This window comes from Streptomyces tibetensis, from assembly GCF_007655005.1.
Taxonomy (GTDB): domain Bacteria; phylum Actinomycetota; class Actinomycetes; order Streptomycetales; family Streptomycetaceae; genus Streptomyces; species Streptomyces tibetensis.
In genome coordinates this window covers 112,405-133,081 of the sequence record NZ_SZVW01000011.1, presented here as the reverse complement: position 1 = coordinate 133,081, position 20,677 = coordinate 112,405, and the positions used below count along the sequence as shown (strand labels likewise).

At 69.2% G+C, this 20,677-nt stretch carries 20 protein-coding genes and 2 pseudogenes; 5 read left to right on the top strand and 17 right to left on the bottom strand.

Annotated elements, in window-relative coordinates; all coding sequences use genetic code 11:
• Positions 1 to 41: 41 nt before the first annotated feature.
• The 3 genes from FDO69_RS42890 to FDO69_RS19875 all read right to left on the bottom strand — a co-directional run bounded on the left by FDO69_RS42890 (position 42) and on the right by FDO69_RS19875 (position 2,502).
• A complete protein-coding gene (locus FDO69_RS42890; protein ID WP_104781200.1) occupies positions 42 to 845 on the bottom strand; it encodes a DUF2255 family protein in 804 nt (267 codons plus the stop codon).
• A gap of 65 nt (positions 846 to 910) precedes the next feature.
• Complete coding sequence (locus FDO69_RS19880) at positions 911 to 1,927, bottom strand: zinc-dependent alcohol dehydrogenase family protein (protein ID WP_104781199.1); 1,017 nt, start codon at positions 1,925 to 1,927, stop codon at positions 911 to 913.
• Between the two features lie 242 nt (positions 1,928 to 2,169).
• The gene (locus FDO69_RS19875; RefSeq protein WP_104781198.1) at positions 2,170 to 2,502 is read right to left on the bottom strand and encodes a carboxymuconolactone decarboxylase family protein; all 333 of its coding nucleotides are present in this window, start codon (positions 2,500 to 2,502) and stop codon (positions 2,170 to 2,172) included.
• Positions 2,503 to 3,104: 602 nt separating this feature from the next.
• Here FDO69_RS19875 and FDO69_RS19870 point away from each other — a divergent pair.
• Both FDO69_RS19870 and FDO69_RS19865 read left to right on the top strand, forming a co-directional pair.
• The gene (locus FDO69_RS19870; RefSeq protein ID WP_104781197.1) at positions 3,105 to 4,010 is read left to right on the top strand and encodes a helix-turn-helix domain-containing protein; all 906 of its coding nucleotides are present in this window, start codon (positions 3,105 to 3,107) and stop codon (positions 4,008 to 4,010) included.
• 71 nt (positions 4,011 to 4,081) lie between these two features.
• Positions 4,082 to 4,951 (top strand): helix-turn-helix domain-containing protein, encoded by an 870-nt coding sequence (locus FDO69_RS19865; protein WP_104781196.1) that lies wholly within the window; start codon positions 4,082 to 4,084, stop codon positions 4,949 to 4,951.
• 114 nt (positions 4,952 to 5,065) lie between these two features.
• Here the strand turns inward: FDO69_RS19865 and FDO69_RS19860 are convergent, their stop codons facing one another.
• Positions 5,066 to 5,416 (bottom strand): helix-turn-helix domain-containing protein, encoded by a 351-nt coding sequence (locus FDO69_RS19860; RefSeq protein ID WP_104781195.1) that lies wholly within the window; start codon positions 5,414 to 5,416, stop codon positions 5,066 to 5,068.
• 320 nt (positions 5,417 to 5,736) lie between these two features.
• Here FDO69_RS19860 and FDO69_RS19855 point away from each other — a divergent pair, with 320 nt between their 5' ends.
• Complete coding sequence (locus FDO69_RS19855) at positions 5,737 to 6,975, top strand: MFS transporter (RefSeq protein WP_199838296.1); 1,239 nt, start codon at positions 5,737 to 5,739, stop codon at positions 6,973 to 6,975.
• Between the two features lie 63 nt (positions 6,976 to 7,038).
• Positions 7,039 to 8,001, top strand: a complete 963-nt coding sequence (locus FDO69_RS19850; RefSeq protein WP_104781193.1) for an SDR family NAD(P)-dependent oxidoreductase — start codon at positions 7,039 to 7,041, stop codon at positions 7,999 to 8,001.
• Positions 8,002 to 8,089: 88 nt separating this feature from the next.
• On the opposite strand, the gene FDO69_RS19845 is transcribed toward FDO69_RS19850, so the two are convergent.
• The 7 genes and pseudogenes from FDO69_RS19845 to FDO69_RS43085 all read right to left on the bottom strand — a co-directional run.
• Positions 8,090 to 9,022 (bottom strand): NADP-dependent oxidoreductase, encoded by a 933-nt coding sequence (locus FDO69_RS19845; RefSeq protein WP_104781192.1) that lies wholly within the window; start codon positions 9,020 to 9,022, stop codon positions 8,090 to 8,092.
• A gap of 176 nt (positions 9,023 to 9,198) precedes the next feature.
• Entirely contained in the window at positions 9,199 to 10,068 is an 870-nt protein-coding gene (locus FDO69_RS19840) for a helix-turn-helix domain-containing protein (RefSeq protein WP_104781191.1), read from the bottom strand.
• Positions 10,069 to 10,245: 177 nt separating this feature from the next.
• Entirely contained in the window at positions 10,246 to 10,944 is a 699-nt protein-coding gene (locus FDO69_RS19835; RefSeq protein WP_104781190.1) for a type 1 glutamine amidotransferase domain-containing protein, read from the bottom strand.
• 25 nt (positions 10,945 to 10,969) lie between these two features.
• Positions 10,970 to 11,362 (bottom strand): nuclear transport factor 2 family protein, encoded by a 393-nt coding sequence (locus tag FDO69_RS19830; protein WP_104781189.1) that lies wholly within the window; start codon positions 11,360 to 11,362, stop codon positions 10,970 to 10,972.
• A 51-nt stretch (positions 11,363 to 11,413) separates the two neighbouring features.
• Positions 11,414 to 12,013 (bottom strand): flavodoxin family protein, encoded by a 600-nt coding sequence (locus FDO69_RS19825; RefSeq protein ID WP_104781188.1) that lies wholly within the window; start codon positions 12,011 to 12,013, stop codon positions 11,414 to 11,416.
• A 32-nt stretch (positions 12,014 to 12,045) separates the two neighbouring features.
• Complete coding sequence (locus FDO69_RS19820) at positions 12,046 to 12,957, bottom strand: alpha/beta hydrolase (protein WP_104781187.1); 912 nt, start codon at positions 12,955 to 12,957, stop codon at positions 12,046 to 12,048.
• Positions 12,958 to 13,162: 205 nt separating this feature from the next.
• Positions 13,163 to 13,243 (bottom strand): annotated as a pseudogene (locus FDO69_RS43085) (IS5/IS1182 family transposase); the annotation flags it as partial.
• Positions 13,244 to 13,707: 464 nt separating this feature from the next.
• On the opposite strand from FDO69_RS43085, the gene FDO69_RS19810 reads away from it, so the two are divergent.
• On the top strand, positions 13,708 to 14,970 hold the full coding sequence (locus FDO69_RS19810) for an SGNH/GDSL hydrolase family protein (protein ID WP_138430129.1): 1,263 nt from the start codon (positions 13,708 to 13,710) through the stop codon (positions 14,968 to 14,970).
• A gap of 241 nt (positions 14,971 to 15,211) precedes the next feature.
• On the opposite strand, the pseudogene FDO69_RS42080 reads toward FDO69_RS19810, so the two are convergent.
• From FDO69_RS42080 to FDO69_RS19775, 6 genes and pseudogenes are all read right to left on the bottom strand, one after another.
• Positions 15,212 to 15,512, bottom strand: a pseudogene (locus tag FDO69_RS42080) (histidinol phosphatase); the annotation flags it as partial.
• A 202-nt stretch (positions 15,513 to 15,714) separates the two neighbouring features.
• Complete coding sequence (locus FDO69_RS19795; protein ID WP_104781184.1) at positions 15,715 to 16,266, bottom strand: EF-hand domain-containing protein; 552 nt, start codon at positions 16,264 to 16,266, stop codon at positions 15,715 to 15,717.
• 134 nt (positions 16,267 to 16,400) lie between these two features.
• Positions 16,401 to 18,698: a molybdopterin-dependent oxidoreductase gene (locus FDO69_RS19790; protein ID WP_199838295.1), complete on the bottom strand. Its 2,298-nt coding sequence runs from the start codon at positions 18,696 to 18,698 to the stop codon at positions 16,401 to 16,403.
• A gap of 251 nt (positions 18,699 to 18,949) precedes the next feature.
• The gene (locus FDO69_RS43080) at positions 18,950 to 19,537 is read right to left on the bottom strand and encodes a SpoIIE family protein phosphatase (RefSeq protein WP_104781182.1); all 588 of its coding nucleotides are present in this window, start codon (positions 19,535 to 19,537) and stop codon (positions 18,950 to 18,952) included.
• Entirely contained in the window at positions 19,434 to 20,204 is a 771-nt protein-coding gene (locus FDO69_RS42715; protein ID WP_138430127.1) for a PP2C family protein-serine/threonine phosphatase, read from the bottom strand. Before FDO69_RS42715 ends, FDO69_RS43080 begins: the two co-directional genes overlap by 104 nt.
• Positions 20,183 to 20,509 (bottom strand): hypothetical protein, encoded by a 327-nt coding sequence (locus FDO69_RS19775; protein ID WP_138430125.1) that lies wholly within the window; start codon positions 20,507 to 20,509, stop codon positions 20,183 to 20,185. Before FDO69_RS19775 ends, FDO69_RS42715 begins: the two co-directional genes overlap by 22 nt.
• Between the last annotated feature and the right edge of the window lie 168 nt (positions 20,510 to 20,677).

The window sequence follows — 20,677 nt, the reverse complement described above, 5'->3', positions numbered from 1 at the left end:
CGGCGAGAGTGGCTCAGCGGCTTCGATCGGGACTGCCGTGGTCATCTGGGCACCAGCCGCAGGGTCGTTTCGCGTGCGGCCACCATGGGGTCGACGTACGCACCGCCGAAACGGCCGTACTTGGTGCGGTACGCGGCGTCGACGCGGTCGTTGGTCCCGGGGTCGGGCACCTCGGCGAAGGTGACGTCCTTGTCGACCCCGCCGGAGCGGACGTGACCGGCATGGCTCGCGCGGGCGGTCCGCCACCAGCCGCCGTCCGTACCGCGGAAGGAGCGAACGTAGAGGTCGTCGCCGTCGCGGACGACCCAGATCGGCACCGGCTTGCGTAGCGTGCCGTCACGCCGGAGCGGGGCCATCTCCAGTTCGTCGGCGTTGGCGACGCGGTCGAGCTCGTCGCTGGTCCAGGTCGTCATCGGTGTCGTCCGTTCCTGGGGAAGGGTCTGCTCACCCAGGTGAGTCCGGGTGATGCCGAGTGAGTCTTCGAAGACGCGGTAGTCGGTGATCAGGCCGTCGGTGACGGTGAAGCGCAGGATCATCTCGCTTTCGAAAACCTGCCCCGAGGGGTGGAACCGGGAGGCGTACCGCCCCGGTGCCAGGACCCGTCCATCCGACTCCACCAGCGTCCCCAGTTCGAACGCGAGCGGTTCGACGGCGGCGAAGAACGCGGTGAGCGACTGCCGGATCTCCTCCGGCCCGGTGCGGCTCCCGGCCCACGGGGTCAGAGCCGGATCGCCCGGGATCGTCCAGGTCGCGGCGGGTGCGAAGTGGGAGAGGATGGGCTCCACGTCCCGAGTGCCGAATGCCTTGAGGTATGCCTCGACGGTGGAGATCGCCTCACTCGTCATGGCTGTCGGTCCGTTCTGTCCGGTGGCCGCGGCTGGTCCGAGGCCCACCGCAGCCGGGCTTCAGGTCACGGACGCAGCAGCGTCTTGACGGCACGCCGCTCGTCCATGGCCTTGTAGCCCTCGGCGGCCTCCTCCAGGGGCAGGCTGAGGTCGAAGACCTTGCCCGGGTTGATGTGACCGGCGAAGACGCGGTCGATCAGGTGTGGGAGGTAGGCGCGCACGGGCGCGGGGCCGCCGCGCAGGCCGACGTGGGAGAAGAAGAGTTCCTGGCCGTCGATCTGTGTGCCGTGCGGGAAGCCGACGAACCCGACGTTGCCACCCGGGCGGGCGGACTGCAGCCCCTGGTGCATCGACTCCTGCGTGCCGACGCACTCGAGCACCGAGTCGGCGCCGATGCCGCCGGTCAGCTCCTTGACGCGGGTGACGCCTTCCGCGCCGCGCTCGGTGACGATGTCGGTGGCGCCGAACTCCAGGGCCAGCTTCTGCCGGGAGTCGTGCCTGCTCATGGCGATGATGCGTTCGGCGCCCAGTTCCTTCGCGGCGATGACCCCGGACAGGCCCACCGCGCCGTCACCGACGACCACGGCCGTCGAACCTGGCCTGACCTCAGCGGCCTTGGCGGCGTACCAGCCGGTGCCCATGACGTCGGACAGGGTCAGCAGGCTCGGGATCAGCTCGTCGTCGGGCTGGTCCGGGGTGGCGACCAGGGTGCCGTCGGCGAGAGGGACGCGGAGGTATTCGGCCTGTGCGCCGTTCACCCACTGCGCGTGCCGGCAGGAGGTCTGGTATCCGGCACGGCAGTTGGGACAGGTGTTGTCGGAGGCGACGAAGGAACCGATGACGAACTGGCCTGGCCGGATGCTCGACACGGCGCTGCCGACCGCTTCGACGACGCCGACGTACTCGTGCCCGATCGGCTGTGGCCCGGAGACCGGCAGCACGCCGCGGTAGCTCCACAGGTCGGAGCCGCACACACAGGTGGCGACGGTGCGCACGATCGCGTCCGTGGGCGCTGCGATGTTCGGCTCGGCAGCCTTCTCCACCCGGATGTCCCCCGGCGCGTGAATGATCGTGGCTCGCATGGTGTGCCTTCCCGGTTCTTTTCGTGTCTGTCGTGGCGTCAGGGGCGGATGCGGGTGCCGGCGCGCGGGCCGTAGCACTACCTCGGAAAAGTGTTCGAGCCGGGTGGTGTCGTCCGTCTCCCACAGGGCGAGGTGGGTCATGAACCGGTCGGGTGCCGCGCCGTGCCAGTGCTCCTCACTCGGGGATGTGTGGATGACGTTGCCTTGGCCCGCGACGTGGGGTGCGGGCGGGTGCGGAGACGTCAGCCGGACAGGTCGGCCTTCTCCACGATGTCCTTGAGCTGCGTCATCGCGGTCATGGCGTTGGGCCATCCGGCGTAGAAGGCCAGATGGGTGAGGGCCTCGATCAGTTCGTCCTTGGTGACGCCGTTCTCCAGCGCCTTGCCGAGGTGGAAGCCGAGCTGGTCGGTCCGGTACAGAGCGGCGAGAGCGGTGACGGTGACCAGGCTGCGGTCACGCGGAGACAGGCCCGGCCGCTCCCAGACGTCACCGAACAGGACGGTGTCCGTCACCTCGGCGAGCTTGGGGGCGAACTCCTGAATGGCCGGAGGCGCGAACTTCTTCCGTTCGGACATGAAGTGGTGCTCCTGATGTGTCTGTGGGTGGGGGGATCTCATGCCGCCCGGTCCAGGACCCAGGACTGTTGGGCGGCTCAGCGAAGAACGACGAGACGAGCCTCGCGTGGGCGGGGGGACACGTGCACGGGTCTGTCGTGCAGGTCGCGAGCCTCTCGGTGCCGGCGGATGCGTCGTACCGGACGATCCGGTCGACACTGGGTGGCACCCGCACGTCCTTGACCCGTCGGTGCGGGCCGCGTTCGGTGCGGCGGCTCTGGACGATCGGCGCCGGGGCCGGGAGGGTGCAGGTGACCGGCCGGTGCGGGGCCGTTGCCGAAGAAGGTGGACGTCCGTCCACACGGTCTCTGTCCACCTCCTCCACCTGCCGCAGGAACATCGAATACCGGTGGCAGGCAGAAAACAGCCTCATTTCCTGAAGCCTGCCGCCCGCTCGTCCGGGTGATTTCTCTGTGTCAACCGGTCCCGGTCAGCGGATATGCCCTCGACCCTGTCACTTTTGCGGGCGTCCGCAAAGGGGAGGATTCCATCCGGGGAATTCCTTATCCAGGGGAGAGATCCTTCCCCCCTTTCCGCAGGCGGAGCGGTGCGACACTTGCGCCATGAGCGGCGACGCGCATCCGAACGAGTTGGGAGAATTCCTCAAGTCGCGGAGGTCCGAGCTGACCCCGCGCACTGTCGGTCTGCCCGACACCGGGGGCCGACGTGTGCCAGGGCTGCGCAGAGAAGAGGTCGCCGTACTCGCCGCCATCAGTACGGACCACTACACGCGGCTGGAGCAGGGTCGCGTCCAGCCGTCCGCGTCGGTGCTCGCCGCCCTCTCCCGAGTCCTGCATCTGTCCGACCACCAGCGCGACCGCCTGTTCGAGCTGGCCGGCCGGCAGAGGACACGACATCGCCGGTCGACCGCACAGAAGGCGCACCCCCAGTTGCGCCGCCTGCTCGACGATCTCACCGCGAGTCCCGGCGTGGTGATCGGCCGTCGTATGGACATCCTGGCCTGGAATCCGCTGGCCGCCGCCCTGTTCACCGACTTCGCGAAGGTGCCGGAGAGTAAGCGGAACTGCGTGCGCATCCTCTTCACGGATCCCTCCATGCGGACCCTGTACGCGGACTGGCGGGCCGTGGCCCGCGAGTGTGTGTCCCATCTGCGCGCGGCGGCCGCCAGGCACCCCGAGGATCAGCGGCTGACCAGCCTGGTGGGTGAACTCTCCGTGGAGGACAGGGACTTCGGGCGGTGGTGGGGGAGCCGCCATGTGCCGTCGCTCGGGTCGGGTGTCAAGAGGCTGCGCCATCCCCTCGTGGGTGAACTCGTCCTCGACTGGGACATTCTCACCTGCGGCGGCGATCCCGATCAGGAACTCGTCGTCTGTACGGCCGAGCCCGGCACGCCGTCGTACGACGGGTTGCGCGCCCTCGCCTCGCGGGTTACCAGTCGGCCCGGCGGGCCCACGGACAGCCGGGCCGACCGACTCGACGGGCTGACCGGTCCCGCGGGGCCGCAATGAAACGGCGGTCCCAGACCGGGGAGTAAAACCTCCCCCTCACATTCCAGGTGGATGCTGCGATGCTCGATGCTATGTACACCAAAGAACCTTTGCCCGAACTGGGAGAATTCCTCAAGGTGTGCCGGGCCAGACTCAGCCCGCGGACCGTCGGCCTGCCCGAGTCCGGGGCGCCCCGGCGGGTGCCGGGGCTGCGCCGTGAGGAGGTCGCCCAACTCGTCGGGATCAGCCCCGGATCTTACGCCCGGCTGGAGCAGGGGCGTGCCCCGGTGTCGAGATCGGTGCTCACCACGCTCGCCCGGGTCCTGCACCTCGACGACGACCAGCTTGCTCACCTGATCACGTTGGCCTCGCAGGGCGGCCAGGAACCCCGTCGCCTCGCGGCGCAGAAGCTGCACCCGCAGCTCAGGCGCATTCTGGACAACCTGACGACCACTCCCGCACTCGTCCTCGGCCGACGCCTGGACATCCTCGCCTGGAACCCCCTGGCAGCGGCTCTGCTCACCGACTTCGACAAGATCCCCGCGAGGAAGCGCAACTACGCGCGGCTGCTCTTCACCGACCCCGCCTTCCGGGAACTCTGCCTCGACTGGCGGACGAACGCCCGGACCTGCGTGGCCCATCTGCGGCTGGAAGCCGCCCGCTATCCCCGTGACCCCGGGCTCGCCGCCCTGGTCGGCGAGCTGTCGGTCGCCGACGCCGACTTCCGGCAGTGGTGGGCCGGCCGCCAGATGAGCGGCCTGCGCATGGGCACCAAGAGGCTGCGCCATCCGATCGTCGGCGACCTCACACTCGACTGGGACAGTCTGACCTGCGCGGCCGACCCGACGCAGAAGCTGACGGTCGCGACCGCGGCTCCCGGAAGCCCGTCCCACGACGGCCTTCTCTTCCTGGCGTCGTGGACGGCCGACCCGCCCCGGCCGGCAAGGGACGCGGCAGCCTGAGACAGGCGGCGGCCCGGTTCGGGCGGTGTCACGTGCGGCCGACGGGCCGTCGTGGCCGCCGGGACGCCGTCGTAGGGCCCGGGCTCGGCAAACCCCGCCCCACCGCCCCTGGGATCACGTCGTGCGACGTACGCAGGTCCGGAGCGCCGGCACGTGCGGTCGTTCTCTGTCGGAGCCCGACAGCTGTGCAACCAACTCCTCGACCAGTTCGACCAGGTCCGTCGGCCGGTCAGGGCCCCACCAGTCGCCCAGCAGCTCCGCGAAGGAGTCCTGACGGGCAGCCGAGAGCCGTGCCGCGGCCTCACGCCCAGCGTCGGTCAGGATCAGGTCCATGCCCTCACGCGTGGCCAGACGACGCTGTTGGATCTCGTCCAGGGCCACCTGGATGACCGGCAGCGGCACCTGGCTGTACTCGGCGAGCCTGGTCGGCGACAGCGACCGCTCCGGCCGCAGAGCACGCAGCAAATCGCGACAGACACCGCACACCGGGCCATTCCATTCCCATCGCGACGGGGAATCGGACCCGCTGCTTCCGCCCGGGTCGCGCCAGTGACCATATCCGCGGGTATTCCACCTGCCCATGAATGCATGGGGGGAGAAAACCATCCCCCGGAAAATCGATGCCCGGGTAAGGAAAAGACCTCTTCATTTTCTCCTCCGCAGGGGGAAATCTGCCCATGGTCAGCCGAGTCCTGCCTGAACCCCAGCAGGCCGCCACGGCTGAACAGATCTGCCCCACCCCGGCGGCACCGCCGGCGGGCCCGTACTCACCTGGACACCCACCCATGGCTACCCCGGACACCCCCACGCCGCCCACCGCGAGCCCCCCTGCCGGCGCGAACAAGAACCGCATGGGCCGTGGCTTGCCTCTGCTGTTCGCGGTCGCCGGCGGCACCGCCGTCGCCAACCTCTACTGGGCACAACCGCTGCTCGACTTCATCGCCCGCGACCTGCACGCCTCCACCGCACTCGCGGGCTGGCTCGTGACAGCCACGCAGATCGGCTACGCGGCCGGGGCGTTGCTGCTGGTGCCACTCGGCGACGTGCTCGACAGACGTCGGTTCGTCCCCGGGATGATGCTCTGCGCGGCTGTTGCCCTCATCGCCTGCGCGCTCGCGCCTTCCATCGGCACGCTCTTGGTCGCGATCACCTTTCTGGGCCTGACCACCGTCAGCGGCCAGCTGCTCACTCCGCTCGCCGGTGACCTCGCCGACGACACCGACCGCGGGCAGGTGGTGGGGACGGTCGTCTCCGGACTGCTCATCGGCATCCTCACCTCCCGCACCATCAGCGGACTCCTCGCAGATGCCGCCGGATGGCGCACCATCTACTTCGTCGCCGCAGCGGTCTCTGTGGCTTTCGCGGTCCTGCTTCGCCGCACGATCCCTCCACTCGCCCCGAAGACGCACCTTCCCTACCCGCAGCTGCTGCTCTCGGTCTGGCAGGTGATCCGGCAGGAACGCGCGGTGCGCTGGACCCTGTTCCTCGGCGCCACCGCCTTCGGCGTCTTCACCATGTTCTGGACCGCACTGACCTTCCTGCTCAGTGCGGAGCCCTTCGGCTATTCGGTGTCCGCCATCGGCATGTTCGGCCTCGTCGGCCTGGCCGGGGCGCTGGCCGTCCAGCGTGCGGGGCGGCTCCACGACCGGGGCTGGTCCCTGCCGGCCACCGGATGGGGTTGGGCCGCGATCGTGGTCTCCTTCGTCGTCGCGGCCTTCGCCGACCGTTCCGTCGCGGGGATCATCGCGGTCATCGTGTTGCTCGACATCGCCGTGCAGGGCGTGAACATCCTCAACCAGACACGGCTTTTCGCGGTCGCACCGCAGGCCCGGAGCCGACTCAACACGGCCTTCGTCACCTGCAACTTCCTCGGCGGCGCGGTCGGCTCCGCCGCCGCCTCCGTCCTGTGGTCCGCCGGCGGCTGGACGGCCGTCTCCCTGACCGGCGCCGGCCTCGCCTGCGCCGCCCTCCTCGTGTGGGCCCTCGGCCGCCGCGGACCGCTCCTCAGCGAGCGGAGCAGCTGAACGGACCGATAGAGCCCTACTCGAACCGCAAGATGTCCCTACCTCGGTTTGGAGCGGTTGAGCATGACTACCGCACAGCACAAGATCGGCTCCGGTTTCGGCGCGGGGAGCACCGCCGACGACGTCCTGCAGGGCATCGACCTCAGCGGGAAGCTCGCCATCGTCACGGGCGGCTACTCGGGCATCGGCCTGGAGACCACTCGCGCGCTCACCCGGGCCGGCGCCCGCCTCATCGTCCCCGCGCGTCGGCCCGGGGATGCGCGGAAGGCCCTGGACGGGGTTCCCGGTGTCGAGGTCGACGAACTGGACCTCGGCGACCTGGAGAGCGTGCGCGGCTTCGCGGAGGGGTTCCTCGCCTCGGGCAGGAGCATCGACTTCGTCATCGACAGCGCCGGGATCATGGCTTGCCCCGAAACGCGGGTGGGGCCCGGCTGGGAGGCGCAGTTCGCGATCAACCACCTCGGCCACTTCGCCCTCGTCAACCGACTGTGGCCGGCCCTCGCGTCCGGCGGCGCCCGGGTGGTCTCCGTCTCCTCCGGCGGCCACCACATGTCCGGCATCCGCTGGGACGACGTCCAGTGGGAGCGAGGTTACGACAAGTGGCAGGCGTACGGGCAGGCCAAGACGGCGAACGCGCTGTTCGCGGTGCACCTGGACAGGCTCGCCCAGGACTTCGGCGTCCGCGCCTTCGCCGTGCATCCCGGCGTGATCATCACACCGCTCCTGCGGCACGTGCCCGAGGAGGAGAGGGTGGAGTTCGGCTGGTTCGACGAGGACGGCGACCTGCGCGACCCGGACTTCTTCAAGACCCCGCAGCAAGGGGCGGCCACGCAGGTGTGGGCGGCGACCTCGCCCCGGCTGGCCAACATGGGCGGTCTCTACCTCGAGGACTGCGACGTGGCAGACCCCGCTCCCGGCGACGGCGGGATGCGGGGTGTGAAGGACTGGGCGACCGACCCCGAGCAGGCGGCACGGCTGTGGGAACTGTCGGCGCAGCTGACGCAGGTCGACGCGTTCGCCGTGTAGCGGGTGCGGCCGGACTTCTTGGGCTGTCCTGCTGCACCCGCTGCACGGCGTCGAGGGCAGCCGTGTCAGCGTCCTCTCGTGCTCCGCGTCAGAACGTCAGGACCAGTCGGCCCCGCACACCGCCCGCCGCGAGCAGACGGTGTGCTTCGGCGGCCTGCTCTGCGGGGAATGTCCTGGCGACCCGGAGGGTGATACGGCCTTCTTCCACCTGCTGCCGGAGCCGGTCGAGCTTGGCGTGCTCCCGGGCGTAGCGGAACACGACGATCGGCTCGTAGACGATGCCTCGCTCGCCGGGGCCGTCGTAGCCGCGCAGGGTCACCACCCGGCCACCGTCACGCACCGCCCGGGCGGTGAGCGCGCCGAGGGACGCGCCGTCGAGGAGCCCGTCGACGCCCTCCGGGACCTGAGCACGGACCCGGCCCGGGTACTCGGCTCCGCGACGCAGCACGATGTCGGCGCCGAGTTCCTTGACCAGGGTCTCGTCCTGCTCCGAGGCGTCGGCCACCACCCGCAGCCCGTCCGCCTTGGCCAGCTGGACGGCGTAACCGCCCACCGCGCCGGCCGCTCCGGTGACGGCGACGGTCTGCCTGGCCTCCAGGCCGAGGGTGTCCAGCGCCAGGCGCGCGGTCAGGCCGTTCATCGGCAGCGACGCGGCCTGCTCGTCGCTCGCGCCGCGGGGAGCGCGCACCACCGACTCCGCCGGCACGACGACCTGCTCGGCATAGGCGCCACGAGAGCCGTCGGCCAGGACGATCGCCATGACATGGTCACCGACGCTGAGGTCCGTGTCCGTACCCGCGCCGATCTGGTCCACGACGCCGGCGGCCTCCATGCCGGGGACGAACGGCGGCCGGGCTTCGGGGGACCGGGCAGGTCCGCTGCGCTGCAGGGCGTCGACCGCGCTGACGGTCGCCGCACGCACGCGGATGCGCACCTCGCCGGGACCAGCCTCCGGGACGGGCAGCTCCAGGATCTGGAGCACCTCCGGCCCACCGAATTCCGTGAAACCTACAGCCTTCATGCGAAGCACCTCGTCTTGACGAGCGGTCGTTGAGGTGTCCGACTCTCGCGTCTCGCATGAACCCGCAAAAGGGGAGAGATCTTGGCGGGGATGCTGCCATAGGAGGGACGGATTTCTCCCCCGCGCAGGACAGGGCACGGCGAGCCGAGCTGTGTGGGCCTCTGTGGGGAGATGGCTCAGCTGGTCGCGTCGGACGCCGTCGGTTTCTGCTCGGCGGCCCAGGAGGCGAGGACCCGCAGCCCGTCGTGGGACGGCGAGCCGGGTGCTGCGTTCCACACGATGATGTGCTGGTCGGGGTCCGTGCCGCAGGTGAGCGTGTTCCAGTCGAGCGTCAGCTCGCCCACGACCGGGTGGCGCAGCTTCTTGACGCCGTTGCCCCGCATGGCGACGTCATGTTCGGTCCACCACTGCCGGAACTGAGCGTCACGGGCGGACAGCTCCTCGACCAGTGCGGTCAGAGGCTGGTCGTCGGGATAGCGCGCGCTCTCCATGCGCAGCTGGGCGATGGCCAGCCGGGTGACCTCCTCCCAGTCGACGTACAACTCGCGCATCCACGGTTCGGTGAACAGCAGCCGGACGAACACCCGCTCCTGCTCGGGATAGCGCCCGAAGTCGGTCCACAGGGCGGCGGCGAGCCGGTTCCAGCCGAGGATGTCGGTGCAGCGGCCGATGACGAAGGCCGGGGAGGTCGTCAGATCGTCCAGCATGCGCTGCAGCTGCGGGTCCACCTGCTGCCGCTCGCGATACGTCGACGGGCGCACCCTCTCCTTCGCGGCGAGGTGGAAGAGGTAGATGCGCTGGGCGTCGTTGAGACGGAGCACCTGGGCGATCTCGTCGAGGAGGGGAGCAGACGCCTGGAGGCGGCCCTGTTCGATCCGCGTGTAGTACTCCGTACTGATCGCGGCGAGGAGGGCCACTTCCTCGCGGCGCAGACCCTTCACACGCCGCCGATGCCCGCCGCGCAGGCCCACCTCGGAGGGGGTGAGCTCAGCACGGCGGGCCTTGAGGAACTCACCCAGCTCGTTCAGATGAGGGTTGCGGTTCATGACCTTCAGCCTGGCACAAACGGCGCGATTTATAGGGGGGACAGATTCCTCCCCTGTCTGTTCGGCCAGTGGGCGGTGAGCCCCGTCGTTCTGCGGGCGCTTCCGGAGCCGGAAAAGGGGAAGGTGGCCAGGTGCGCGCGTACGCACCCGGCCACCGCAGCGGATACCGCCCGGCAGTCAGCTCAGTGCTTTGACCAGCTCGTGGGCCAGGGGAACGGCCGAGTACGGGTTCTGGCCGGTGTACAGCGTGCGGTCGACCTGGACGTGCGGGGTGAAGGGATCGGCCTCGCGGTAGTCCGCCTCGAGGTCGCTGACCAGGCGGTCCTGGAGCAACCACTTCGCGCGGTCCGCGAGCCCGTTCTGCTTCTCCTCGGCGTTGGACAGGCCGGTCAGCCGGTAGCCGGCGTACGGGGAGGTCCCGTCCGGGCCGATGGTGGCCAGCAGCGCGGCGGGGCCGTGGCAGACCAGGGACACGGGCTTGCCAGAGGCGAGCCACTCGGTGAGCAGCCTGCCGGACTCGGCGTCGTCGGGCAGGTCCTCCATCGGACCCCAGCCGCCCGGGTAGAAGACGGCCACGTAGTCGTCGATGTCCACGTCCTCGATGCGCATCGGGTGCGCCAGCTCGGTGGCCTTCCGCAGCGCGGTCCGCATGCGCTCGGCGCCCTCCTCGCCGCCGTTGAACTCCGCGGTGAGGCTGAGGGCGTCGGCGGTCGGGGGCACGCCGCCGGGGGTCGCCGCCGCGATCTCGTATCCGGCCTCCTTGAAGACCTGGTACGGGCCGAGGGCTTCCTCGGCCCAGAACCCGGCCGGCTGGCGGGTTCCGTCGGCCAGCGTCCAGTGGTCGGACGCCGTGATCACGAAGAGGATCTTCGCCATGGTTCTCGGTCTCCTGACGCGGGTGTCAGCCCTTGAGGGCTTCCTGGAGAATGTGGCTGTCGGCGGCCTGGCGCATGCTCACGGCCTTGCCCTCGCGGACGGTCCACAGGTGGATGAACCGGACGTCGGCCTTGTTCCCGGTCTTCGTCTCGGCGTGGTAGTGGCCGAACACGAAGACGTGGCCCTCGTCGTCCGCGTAGAACTCCTCGGGCACCGCGCCGAAGGACTCGTAGTTCGGCATCGTCCTGCCCAAGAAGTTCTTCGCCGCGTCGTCCCAGCCGTGGTACACGCCGCTGTTGGGGAAGCCGGGGGTGATGTCCCAGGCGAGGTCCGGCGCCATGACCTCACTGGTCACTTCCGGGGCCATCCCGGATTCGTACACGCGGCGGATGAGGGCGAGATGCGGGGAGTCGGACACGGTGTGCTCCTTGCGGGGGGTGGATTGATGTGGTGGGAAGGGCATGTGTGATCAGGCGGCGAGGACGGTCCGTCCGGCGCGGAAGATCGCGGCCTGGCGTGCGACGCGGGCGCCCAGGTGCTCCGCGGTGGCGATGTCCGACGTGTGGACCGCTTCCGGGCCGGCATCGGTAGGGCTCTGGGCGCCGGCGCCGAGGAAGAAGCCCAGTCGGTTGATGTCGTCCTCGCTGCCGGTGGTGGAGTCCCAGCCCGGCAGCAGGCCCAGGCTGATCCAGTGCATGCCGTGCTGGGCGGCCAGGGTGGCGAAATAGCCGAGGGTGGAGGACTTGTCGCCGCTCTTGGCTCCGGAGTTGGTGAAGCCCGCGGCGAGCTTGTCCACCCACGCATGCGGGAACCAGCGCTTGCTGCTGGCCTCGGCGAAGGCATGGAAGGCCGCGGAGGCGGTGCCCATGTAGGTGGCGGAACCGAAGATGATCGCGTCGGCGGCGTCCAGCCGTGCCCACTGCTCGTCGGTGATGGTGTCGACGGGGATCGCGACGGCATCGGCGCCGGCTCCCGCCGCACCGCGCGCCACGGCTTCGGCGATGACGGCCGTGTGGCCGTAACCCGAATGAAAGGCGATGGCAATGGTGGGACGGCCGGGATCAGGCATGATGATAGTGCTCCTCGAATGAATTTCTGCTGTCAGAGGACGGCGAAGAACTTCACCATCTTGGTGATCGCCTGATCCATGTACTCGGGGACGTCGTACATGGCGATGTGAGTCGCACCGTCGACGACGAACAATTCCTTCGGGCCGTTGGAAAGCTCGTACGCCTGGTCGCTGAAAATCTTTGTGTCGGCCTTGCTTCCCGCAACGAGGAGCAGCGGCTGGGTCAACAGTTCCGGAATCTGGTCGAACGCCGAGAAGGCGTACATCTTGTCCAGGCTGGTCAGCAGGAAACGGCCCTTGGAATTGGGATGCTGACCGCGCGGAGTTCGGTAGTAGTCGTATCCCTCACGCAGGAGGTCCGGTGTGTTGTCGTCGATCTCTTCCAGCGTCTCCGGGACGAACGGGGCGTAGGCCGGTGCCGCTCCGCTCGCCTCCGCCGTGCGCTGCTGGGCGACCGCTTCCAGGGTTTTGATCTGCTCGGCCACCGGGGATAGCTGCCCGAGGAAGGCCCGGGAGCCCTCGCCCATCGGGGCCGCGCTGACGGTGGCCACCGCCTTGAAGCGGCGTTCGGTCTGGGCCACGCTGATCGCGTAGCCGCCGCCGGCGCAGATGCCGAACACGCCCATCCGCTCGGTGTCGACGTAAGGGAGAGTGGTCAGGAAGTCCGCCGCACAGCGGGCGTCCTCCACTCTGGTCGGCGGGTCCTCCAGAAGGCGGGGCTCGCCGCCGCTCTCCCCTTGGTAGGAAGAGTCGTAGACCACGGTGACGAATCCGTGCGCGGCCAGCCGCTTCGCGTACTGGCCGATGGTCTGTTCCTTCACACCGCCGGCCGGATGAATTCCGACGAGGGCGGGGTACTTCTTTTCTTCGTTGAAATCGTCCGGCAGGTGAAGGTGTGCCGAGATTTCCACGGCCTTGTTCCTGAATAGAACGGTCTGGACCATGGCGCCTGTCCCTTCGTCGCCGTCGATTCGCCAACCGGCGGTCGTGACACCATGATTCGCGGGTGCGGAGATGCTGTCCACTCGCGATGGGGGGAGGAATTCGTCCCCTGGATGCGAATTCCCGGGTAGGCAACTACTGCCTTCTCATTCCCCGGGCAGGTTCCCCAGCTTCGGCAGTTCGGTCGGTGAGTCTTGGCCATCCTCCGTCTGAGCCGGCCAGACGGAGGATGAGGACAGCTCGGACGAGGCTCGTGACCTGGGTCGTCGAGCAGCGGAGCTTGCGGAGGGGCTCTTCCTCGAACCCGTCTACCAGGAGATTCCCCGTTATGTTCTTCGCAGTTCTGCAAGAGGGCCGCTGGCCTCCGGGCCCGGCATGACCGTTGCCCCCTGTCGAACGCATGACCTGGGGGTTGTGTCACCGGGTCCGGGCCGGACGCACCGCCTCCGGAGGAGGGCGACACTGCCGCTTTCGTCCGCCGGGCGCCCACTGACTCCCTCCGGCCGGCAGACGCGAGTGGTGCTGCACCCTCCACCCGACGGCTCGTGATTCACCGTCACGTCCCCGGCGACGCGATGCAAGGCGCAGACTCGTACCCCCTCCGCGGGAAGCAAACGGGGAAGATTTCTCCCCCCTCACAACGCCGAGCCGCCGTGCAAGGCTGAACGGCACATCAGCGTGCCTTACCGTACAGCGGTGTCTACCAGGGCTGGGTGAGCGCGTGCAGCGACTTATCGGTGGAGTGGATGAAGATGACATTCGGTACGCGACGCACTCTGAGGGTCACGGCGGCACTGTTGGTGTCCGGGATGCTCGCCGCATCCGGGACGGCGACGGCGACGGCCGACGCCGCAGGGCAGCCCTGGATCGGCGGCTGGGAAGCCGGCATGACGGCTGGCGGGCCGAGTTTCTCTGACCAGACGGTGCGGATGGTGGTGCACACCGACGTCGCGGGCCGGAAGGTGCGGCTGCGGCTGACCAATAAGTACGGCAGCGCGCCGCTGGTGATCGGTGCCGTCAACGTGGCCGTGCGCACCTCGGGCGGGAGTGTCGCCGCCCGCACCCGGCAGAAGGTCACCTTCCACGGCGCTACCGGAACGGTGATCCCGGTTGGGCGCGAACTCAGCACTGACGCCGTCGACTTCACCACCGCCGCTGACGAGGACCTGTTGGTAAGCGTCTACCTCCCGAAGACGACCGGCTCCGCCACCTTCCACTCCGTCGCCCGGGACACCAGCTACGTCTCCGGGAAGGGCGACCACACCGCGGATACCGGCACCGCGAACTACCCCAGCACCACCAGCTCCTGGTACTTCCTGGACGGCCTGGACGTTCTCACCCCCCGCGCACGCGGCACGCTGGTCGCTTTCGGCGATTCCATCACCGACGGATGGGGCTCTTCACCGGGCACCAACACCCGCTGGCCGGACGACCTCGCCCGCCGCCTCGCCGCGCAGCCGGGTGGCAGCCGTATGGGCGTCGTGAACGCAGGCATCAGCGGCAACCGGGTCCTCACCGACGCGCCGGCTGCCGAGCCCGAACTCGGCGTCAGCGGACTGGACCGCTTCACCCACGACGCCCTCGGCGAACCCCGGGTCCGCAGCGTGATCCTCCTCGAAGGCATCAACGACATCGGCAACAACGCCGGCCTCGACGGCAAGGCACTCACCGCCGGGGATCTGATCGACGGCTACCGCGCCCTGATCGCGAAGGCGCACGCAGCCCACGTCCGCATCTACGGCGGCACCCTCCTCCCCTACAAGGGCGCCGCCTACAGCAACACCAAGGGCGGCCCCTACTACACCGCCGCCGGCGACGCGATCCGCCAGAAGGTCAACCACTGGATCCTCACCAGTCACGCCTTCGACGGCACCATCGACTTCGCCAAGACGATGGCCGACCCGTCCGACCCGCTGAAGCTCCGCCCTGCCTACGACAGCGGAGACCACCTGCACCCGAACTCCGCGGGCGACCAGGCCATGGCGAACGCCATCGATCTCGCTCAGCTCCGCTGACCCGCACGCTGCGGTGCCGCCGGGCTTCCGGCAGGCTTCGTCATGCGCCTGGGCGCGAAGAGGGCAATGAGCCGACGGTGGCCTGCTGAGCCTCGGACGCTCCTACAGCAGTTGGCTCTCCTGGATCGGGCACGCCAGGAGCAAGTCGTGGTGCATTGTTTTGACGCTCGGCTGGCGCTGCACCTGATGATGTGTCAAAGGGGGACGGTCAGTCGCCCCGCCCGGCACCGCCTCTGTGCGTTCAGCCGCAGGACGAAGAGGTGCGAGGTGGTGCCTCTGCCGCTTCGGCCGGGTGCGGCTCTCCGAGGAGGAAGGTCACCTGCGGCGCCCGTGCGGGGATGAATGGCCACCTCGCTTGTCACGCCGTAGACCTCGGCCAGCAGCCGGGACGTGAGGATCTCCACGGGCGGGTCGCCGGCGGCAAGCCGACCGTGGTCGAGTACGTAGAGGCGGTCGCGGTAGTAGGCGGCGAGGTTCAGGTCGTGCAGGGCGGCGAGCACCGTGGCCGGCAGGCGGCGCAGCGTGCGCAAGCACGCGATCTGAATCTGCTCGACCGCTACAGCTTCACCGCCTCGCCCCCGGCCGCCGGTGCCCTGTGCCCGCTGCGCGACCCGGACGCGCCGGAGCTGGACGAGAACGACGAGTCGGACGCCGACCGACGGGACGCGCCGGGGACCGCCTAACCTGGCGCCTCGACGCCGACCGCCCGCACAGCAGTGGTGTGGGCGGTCGGATCCCGGGCTGTCAGGCGGTGACCCTGCCGAAGAGGTGGTTGGCGGGAGCATCCGGGTCGTTGCCGTAGAAGAACTCGGTGAGGGCCTGGTGGAATTCGGCGCGGTCCAGCCCACCGGAGCCGTCCCTGTCCAGAGCGGCGAAGATCGTGGCGCAGTCCTCGCCGGGCACACCGGCGACCGAGTCGAACATCTGCTGGAACTCGGCCTGGTCGATCTTGCCGTCCGCGTTGAGGTCGACGAGGTCGAAGAAGCAGTTGGTGACTGGCGCGATTTGCTGCGGATAGAGGGCGGGGTCGGTCAGGACGCTCCTGAAGCCTTCGGTCATCTCCCGCAGATCGACCTTCCCGTCACCGTCCTGGTCCATGGGGGCGATCACATTCGTCCAGAACCCGTCCATTCCCTCGATGAGTCGGCGGGCGGTCGCGGAGTCCGGCGCGGTGTCTCGGGCGGCGATGTAGCGCTCGCTCATCGCGCGGACGTCTTGCTGGGTGATGAACCCGTCGCCGTCGACGTCGGCGCCCCTGAACCACTGGCCGTACTTGAGGTCTTGAAGTGCAGTCACGACTGCGCACAGTATTCATCTGATTACGCACTTGCAACACGGGGGGTGGAGCCTCTGGCAGCCGGGGCGGCCCGCTGCGCGCTTGACGACGGCGAACACGAAGGACCTGCTCGAAGGGGCAGGCAGCTTGCGTGTCAGTGTTCGAGGTGTGGTGGTGCGAAGGCGAGCACATCCGGAAGGGGGCCGTCGTAGAGCTCGACGTCGACGAGCGCGCTGTGGGCGCTCGGTCCCTGGGACAGGCGCGAACACCCTCGGTCGGCCGTGAGGGTGTTGGGATTGCCGTGGCGGTCCAAGGTGCCGCTCTGGCCCGGCTGGGCCGGGTCCCACCATGCTCCGGTGGACAGTTGGATGACGCCTGGCATGACGTCGTCCGACAGGACTGCGCCCGCCAGGCAGCTGCCGCGGTCGTTGTGGACGCGTACGACCATGCCGTTCTCGATGCCACGGGACGCGGCGTCCAGCGGATTGATCGTCACGGGCTCACGGCCCCGGATCTTCGACTTGAGGCTGTGGCCGCCGTTGTCGTACTGGCTGTGCAGGCGTGAGGCGGGCTGATTCGAGATCAAGTGCAGCGGGAATCGGTCCGACAGGCCGGCACGGAGCCACTCCACTGGTTCGAACCACGCCGGATGCCCGGTGCAGTCGTCGTAGCCGAAGGAGTCGATCTCCTCGGAGAAGATCTCGATCCGGCCCGACGGGGTCGTCAGGGGGAAACGCTGCGGATCTGCGCGGAGCGCCTCGAAGCTGCCGGGGAACGGGCCGCTCAGCGCCGGCAGCTCAGCCGTGGAGCTTCGCCAGAAGTCGTCGAAGCTCGGCAAGGCCCCGTCGTCGCCGAGGTCGGCCCTCGTCTGCTCGTAGAGGTGCCTGACCCATTCGATCTCGGAGCGTGACTGCGTGAACTCGCGTTCGTATCCGAGCCGCGAGGCCAGGGTGGTGAAGATGTGGTGGTCGGTGCGTGACTCGCCCGCCGGCTCACGGACTTTCGGCATCGCGACGAGGTGGGGGTCGGAGAATCCGGCGGCGAAGTCGTCGCGCTCCAGACTGGTGGCGACGGGAAGGACGATGTCGGCGAACTTGGCCGTGGTGTTCCACCAGGCTTCGTGAACCACCACCGTGTCAGGGGTCTGCCAGGCGCGGGTCAATCGGTGGAGGTCTTGGTGGTGGTGGAACGGGTTCCCTCCGCACCAGTAGATCAGGCGGAGCTCGGGCAAGGTCAGGCGCCGGCCGTCGTAGTCGATGGTCTTGCCCGGATGCAGCAGGGTGTCGGCGATCCGTGCGACAGGGATGAAATCCGCGACAGGGTTGGGAACCCGGGGAATCGACGCCACGGAGGGCCGGCCGGGGGCGACGCCGGTCGCGTCCATCGTCGCGTAGCCCGCGCCCCAGCCGCAGCCGGGCCGCCCCATCGAGCCCGCCATGGCAGCCAGCACGACCGACATCCAGATCGGCTGTTCGCCATGGTCCGCCCGCTGTATCGCGTAGTTGACCATGATGAGCGAACGTTGTGTGGACAGGCGGCGAGCCAGTTCCGTGATCGTGTCCCGGCTTAGGCCCGTGATCCTCGCTGCCCAGGCGGCATCCTTGGCAACGCCGTCGAATTCGCCGGTCAAGTAGGAGGCGAAGCGGTCGAACCCGACGCAGCAACGGCGAAGGAAGTCCTCGTCGTGCCAGCCGTTGACCAGCATGGTGTGTGCGATGCCGAGCATCGCGGCGGTGTCGGTGTTGGGGATGACGGGCAGCCACTCGGCGTCGAGGAAACCGGCGGTGTCGCTGCGGATAGGGCTGATGTTCACGAACCGCACCCCGGCCGCACGGCACTTTCGCTGAAGGTCCTGCGTCTGGTGTCTGGCCAGTCCGCCGGGGTTGATCTGGCTGTTCTTGAGGGCCAGCCCTCCGAACGCCACCACAAGCTCACAGTTGTCGGCGATCTCGTCCCACATCGGCATCCGGGACTGGTAGCTCCACGGAGCTCCGCCGATCACATGGGGGAGGATGACCTCCAAAGCCGCGGTGCTGTACGTGTTGCGAGAGTCGGTGTATCCCCCGCCCAACGCAAGGAACCGGTGGAGTTGCCCCTGCGCGTTGTGGAACGCGCCCGCACTCGCCCAGCCGTAGGAGCCGCCGAACACGGCGCTGTCTCCGTGCTGTGAACGCACTCGGCGCAGTTCCTCGCTCACCAGGGTGATCGCGTCGTCCCAGCTCACCTCCACGAAGGCGTCCGTGCCCCTGGCGGTGTCGTGGGCGCGCGGCAGGCCGTTCAGCCAGCCCTTGCGCACCGCGGGGCGCAACACGCGGGCGCTGTCGTCGGCGGCTGTCACCATTCCGGGTCCGATGGGCGACGGTGCGGGGTCATCGCGCCTCGGCTCGATTCGCACCAGCCGACCGGAGTCAACCACCGCGACGAAACTGCCCCAGTGCGTCGCAACCGACATGCGTCGTTCCACGATGCATCAACCCCGTCTCTGATGTTCCCCGGCTCTGGGACAGCGGCCACTTAAGTCACAGGGGCTCCACGTCAGTTGACGGGCCGCAGGACACAGACTCCCCCTGCGGCCCGCTGCCCAACCCTGTAGGTGCACGAGCCTCCCAACGGCCGCACGGAAGCGCCGTCCGCGTCGACTCGCCTCAGGGAGCATGTGTCTCACGGGCTGGCAATACGTCCGGGACACCGGCGGCACGGTATCTATCCCCACCGCCCGAGATCTCCCGCCCGCCGCAGCCGCCGAACGGGAAGACCTGGAGCCGGGTCGGCGGAGCAGGGCACGTCAGGACGGTGAGGGGAAGAGGACGGTGACGGGAAGCGGACGGTGAGGGGAAGAGGACGGTGAGGGGAAGCGGACGGTGAGCAGGGCCCGGTCGTCGGGGAACGCCGCCTCGGGCTGGGGTGGTGCAGGAATCGGTCGCAGAGCTCGGCGATGTCCAGGCCGCTGGTGGTGCGGGCGAAATCGGTCAGTCGCCGCATCCCGATGGCGAGGTCTTCGCGACGGCGCTCGATCAGCCCGTCGGTGTACAGCAGCAGCGTGTCGTTCTCGGCCACGGTGGTGTCGGCCTGCCGGTAGCGGATGCCCCGGACGGGGCCGAGGGGCGGGGAGGTGGCGTGGGCGAGGTAGGTGCTGGAGCCGTCGGCGTGTTGAGCAGCGGCGGCGGGTGGCCGGCGGTGTCTTGCATCAGGGTGCGGGTGCGGCGATCGAGACCAGGTGGCAGGCGGTGGCCATCCGCTCCGGGTGACAACGGCCGAGGAAGGTGTCGACTTCGTCGAGGACGGCGGCAGGGTCGGCGCCGCAGCGCGGCACGATGTTGCGCAGGGCGGCGGTGACCTGGGCCATGACGGTCGCTTCGTGCAGTCCGTGGCCGGCGACGTCGCCGATGCTCAGGACGATGTGATCGGCATCCACGTCGTAGACGTCGTACCCGTCGCCGCCGACCGAGAGCAGGTCACTGCCCGGGGCGTAGCAGGTGGCCGTCTCCAGGCCGGGAAGCTGTGGAAGCTGGGGCAGGAGGCTGAGCTGCGGGCGTTCGGCGACCCGATGCTCGTGTTCGTGCAGGCCCGCCCGGCGCAGGGCCTGGGCGATCTGCTGCGCCACGGCCGTCACATGCTCGGGAGCGGTGGAGCTGTCCGAGCCGTAGACGATCAGCATGCCCAGGTGGACGCCGTCCGCCTCCAGGGACAAGGCCAGGGGAACCGCGTCCGCGGCTTCACGAGTGAGCGGGCCGTCCGAGGAAGAGGGCCGGTCCAGGTCGGTCCAGCCGCCCGCGCCGACCGGAAGGCTGCTGTCCTCCGGCTGGAGGGGCGGTACCAGCCGTGCCGCGTGCAGACAGAGCTCCGCCGCGGTGGCCCCCCCCAGGGCGGCCGGCGCCACCTCGCTGACAGCGTGGGAAACCTCCGCGAGAGTGATCGCTCCGGCCAGGGCGGCGGTCAGGTCGTACAGGTGCTGCAACCGGGCACGGGCGGCCTGTTCAGCGGCCGGCAGCCGCGCCCGGTCCACTTCGGTGGCCGACGGAAGGTTACCTCCCGGGTCAGTGCCTCTACCTGCCGGCTGAGCACGACGAACCGGTCCGACGCCCCGGCCTCGACGAGATGCAGATGCACAGCCGGCTGCGGGCCGTCCCACCACGTGGCCCGCGCCCCGTGGCGGCGGAAGCGCCGCGTGCGGCCGTCGGCGTCCTTGAGGACCAGCGCGCCGGGCACGGGACTGCCGCTGCGCAGCCACACAGCACCCTCGGGCCCCGGCGGCAACGCCACCGGCGTGACCTCATGTCGTGTGACGGGATGATTCTGCCGACGCACTTCAGCCCTTCACCACCAGTCCCGTCGACAGCGGCGATCAACCCTTCACAGGATCAGCCCGTCGCCCGACGGACACAGATGGTTCACCAAGCAGGCAGTGGTAACCCGACAGACGACTGCGAC

Excerpts from the sequence above, each read along its gene's own strand:
- FDO69_RS42890 (WP_104781200.1), bottom strand. The coding sequence starts at position 845 with ATGACGAGTGAGGCGATCTCCACCGTCGAGGCATACCTCAAGGCATTC.
- FDO69_RS19880 (WP_104781199.1), bottom strand. The coding sequence starts at position 1,927 with ATGCGAGCCACGATCATTCACGCGCCGGGGGACATCCGGGTGGAGAAG.
- FDO69_RS19875 (WP_104781198.1), bottom strand. The coding sequence starts at position 2,502 with ATGTCCGAACGGAAGAAGTTCGCGCCTCCGGCCATTCAGGAGTTCGCC.
- FDO69_RS19870 (WP_104781197.1), top strand. The coding sequence starts at position 3,105 with ATGAGCGGCGACGCGCATCCGAACGAGTTGGGAGAATTCCTCAAGTCG.
- FDO69_RS19865 (WP_104781196.1), top strand. The coding sequence starts at position 4,082 with ATGTACACCAAAGAACCTTTGCCCGAACTGGGAGAATTCCTCAAGGTG.
- FDO69_RS19855 (WP_199838296.1), top strand. The coding sequence starts at position 5,737 with ATGGCTACCCCGGACACCCCCACGCCGCCCACCGCGAGCCCCCCTGCC.
- FDO69_RS19850 (WP_104781193.1), top strand. The coding sequence starts at position 7,039 with ATGACTACCGCACAGCACAAGATCGGCTCCGGTTTCGGCGCGGGGAGC.
- FDO69_RS19845 (WP_104781192.1), bottom strand. The coding sequence starts at position 9,022 with ATGAAGGCTGTAGGTTTCACGGAATTCGGTGGGCCGGAGGTGCTCCAG.
- FDO69_RS19840 (WP_104781191.1), bottom strand. The coding sequence starts at position 10,068 with ATGAACCGCAACCCTCATCTGAACGAGCTGGGTGAGTTCCTCAAGGCC.
- FDO69_RS19835 (WP_104781190.1), bottom strand. The coding sequence starts at position 10,944 with ATGGCGAAGATCCTCTTCGTGATCACGGCGTCCGACCACTGGACGCTG.
- FDO69_RS19825 (WP_104781188.1), bottom strand. The coding sequence starts at position 12,013 with ATGCCTGATCCCGGCCGTCCCACCATTGCCATCGCCTTTCATTCGGGT.
- FDO69_RS19820 (WP_104781187.1), bottom strand. The coding sequence starts at position 12,957 with ATGGTCCAGACCGTTCTATTCAGGAACAAGGCCGTGGAAATCTCGGCA.
- FDO69_RS19810 (WP_138430129.1), top strand. The coding sequence starts at position 13,708 with ATGACATTCGGTACGCGACGCACTCTGAGGGTCACGGCGGCACTGTTG.
- FDO69_RS19790 (WP_199838295.1), bottom strand. The coding sequence starts at position 18,698 with ATGTCGGTTGCGACGCACTGGGGCAGTTTCGTCGCGGTGGTTGACTCC.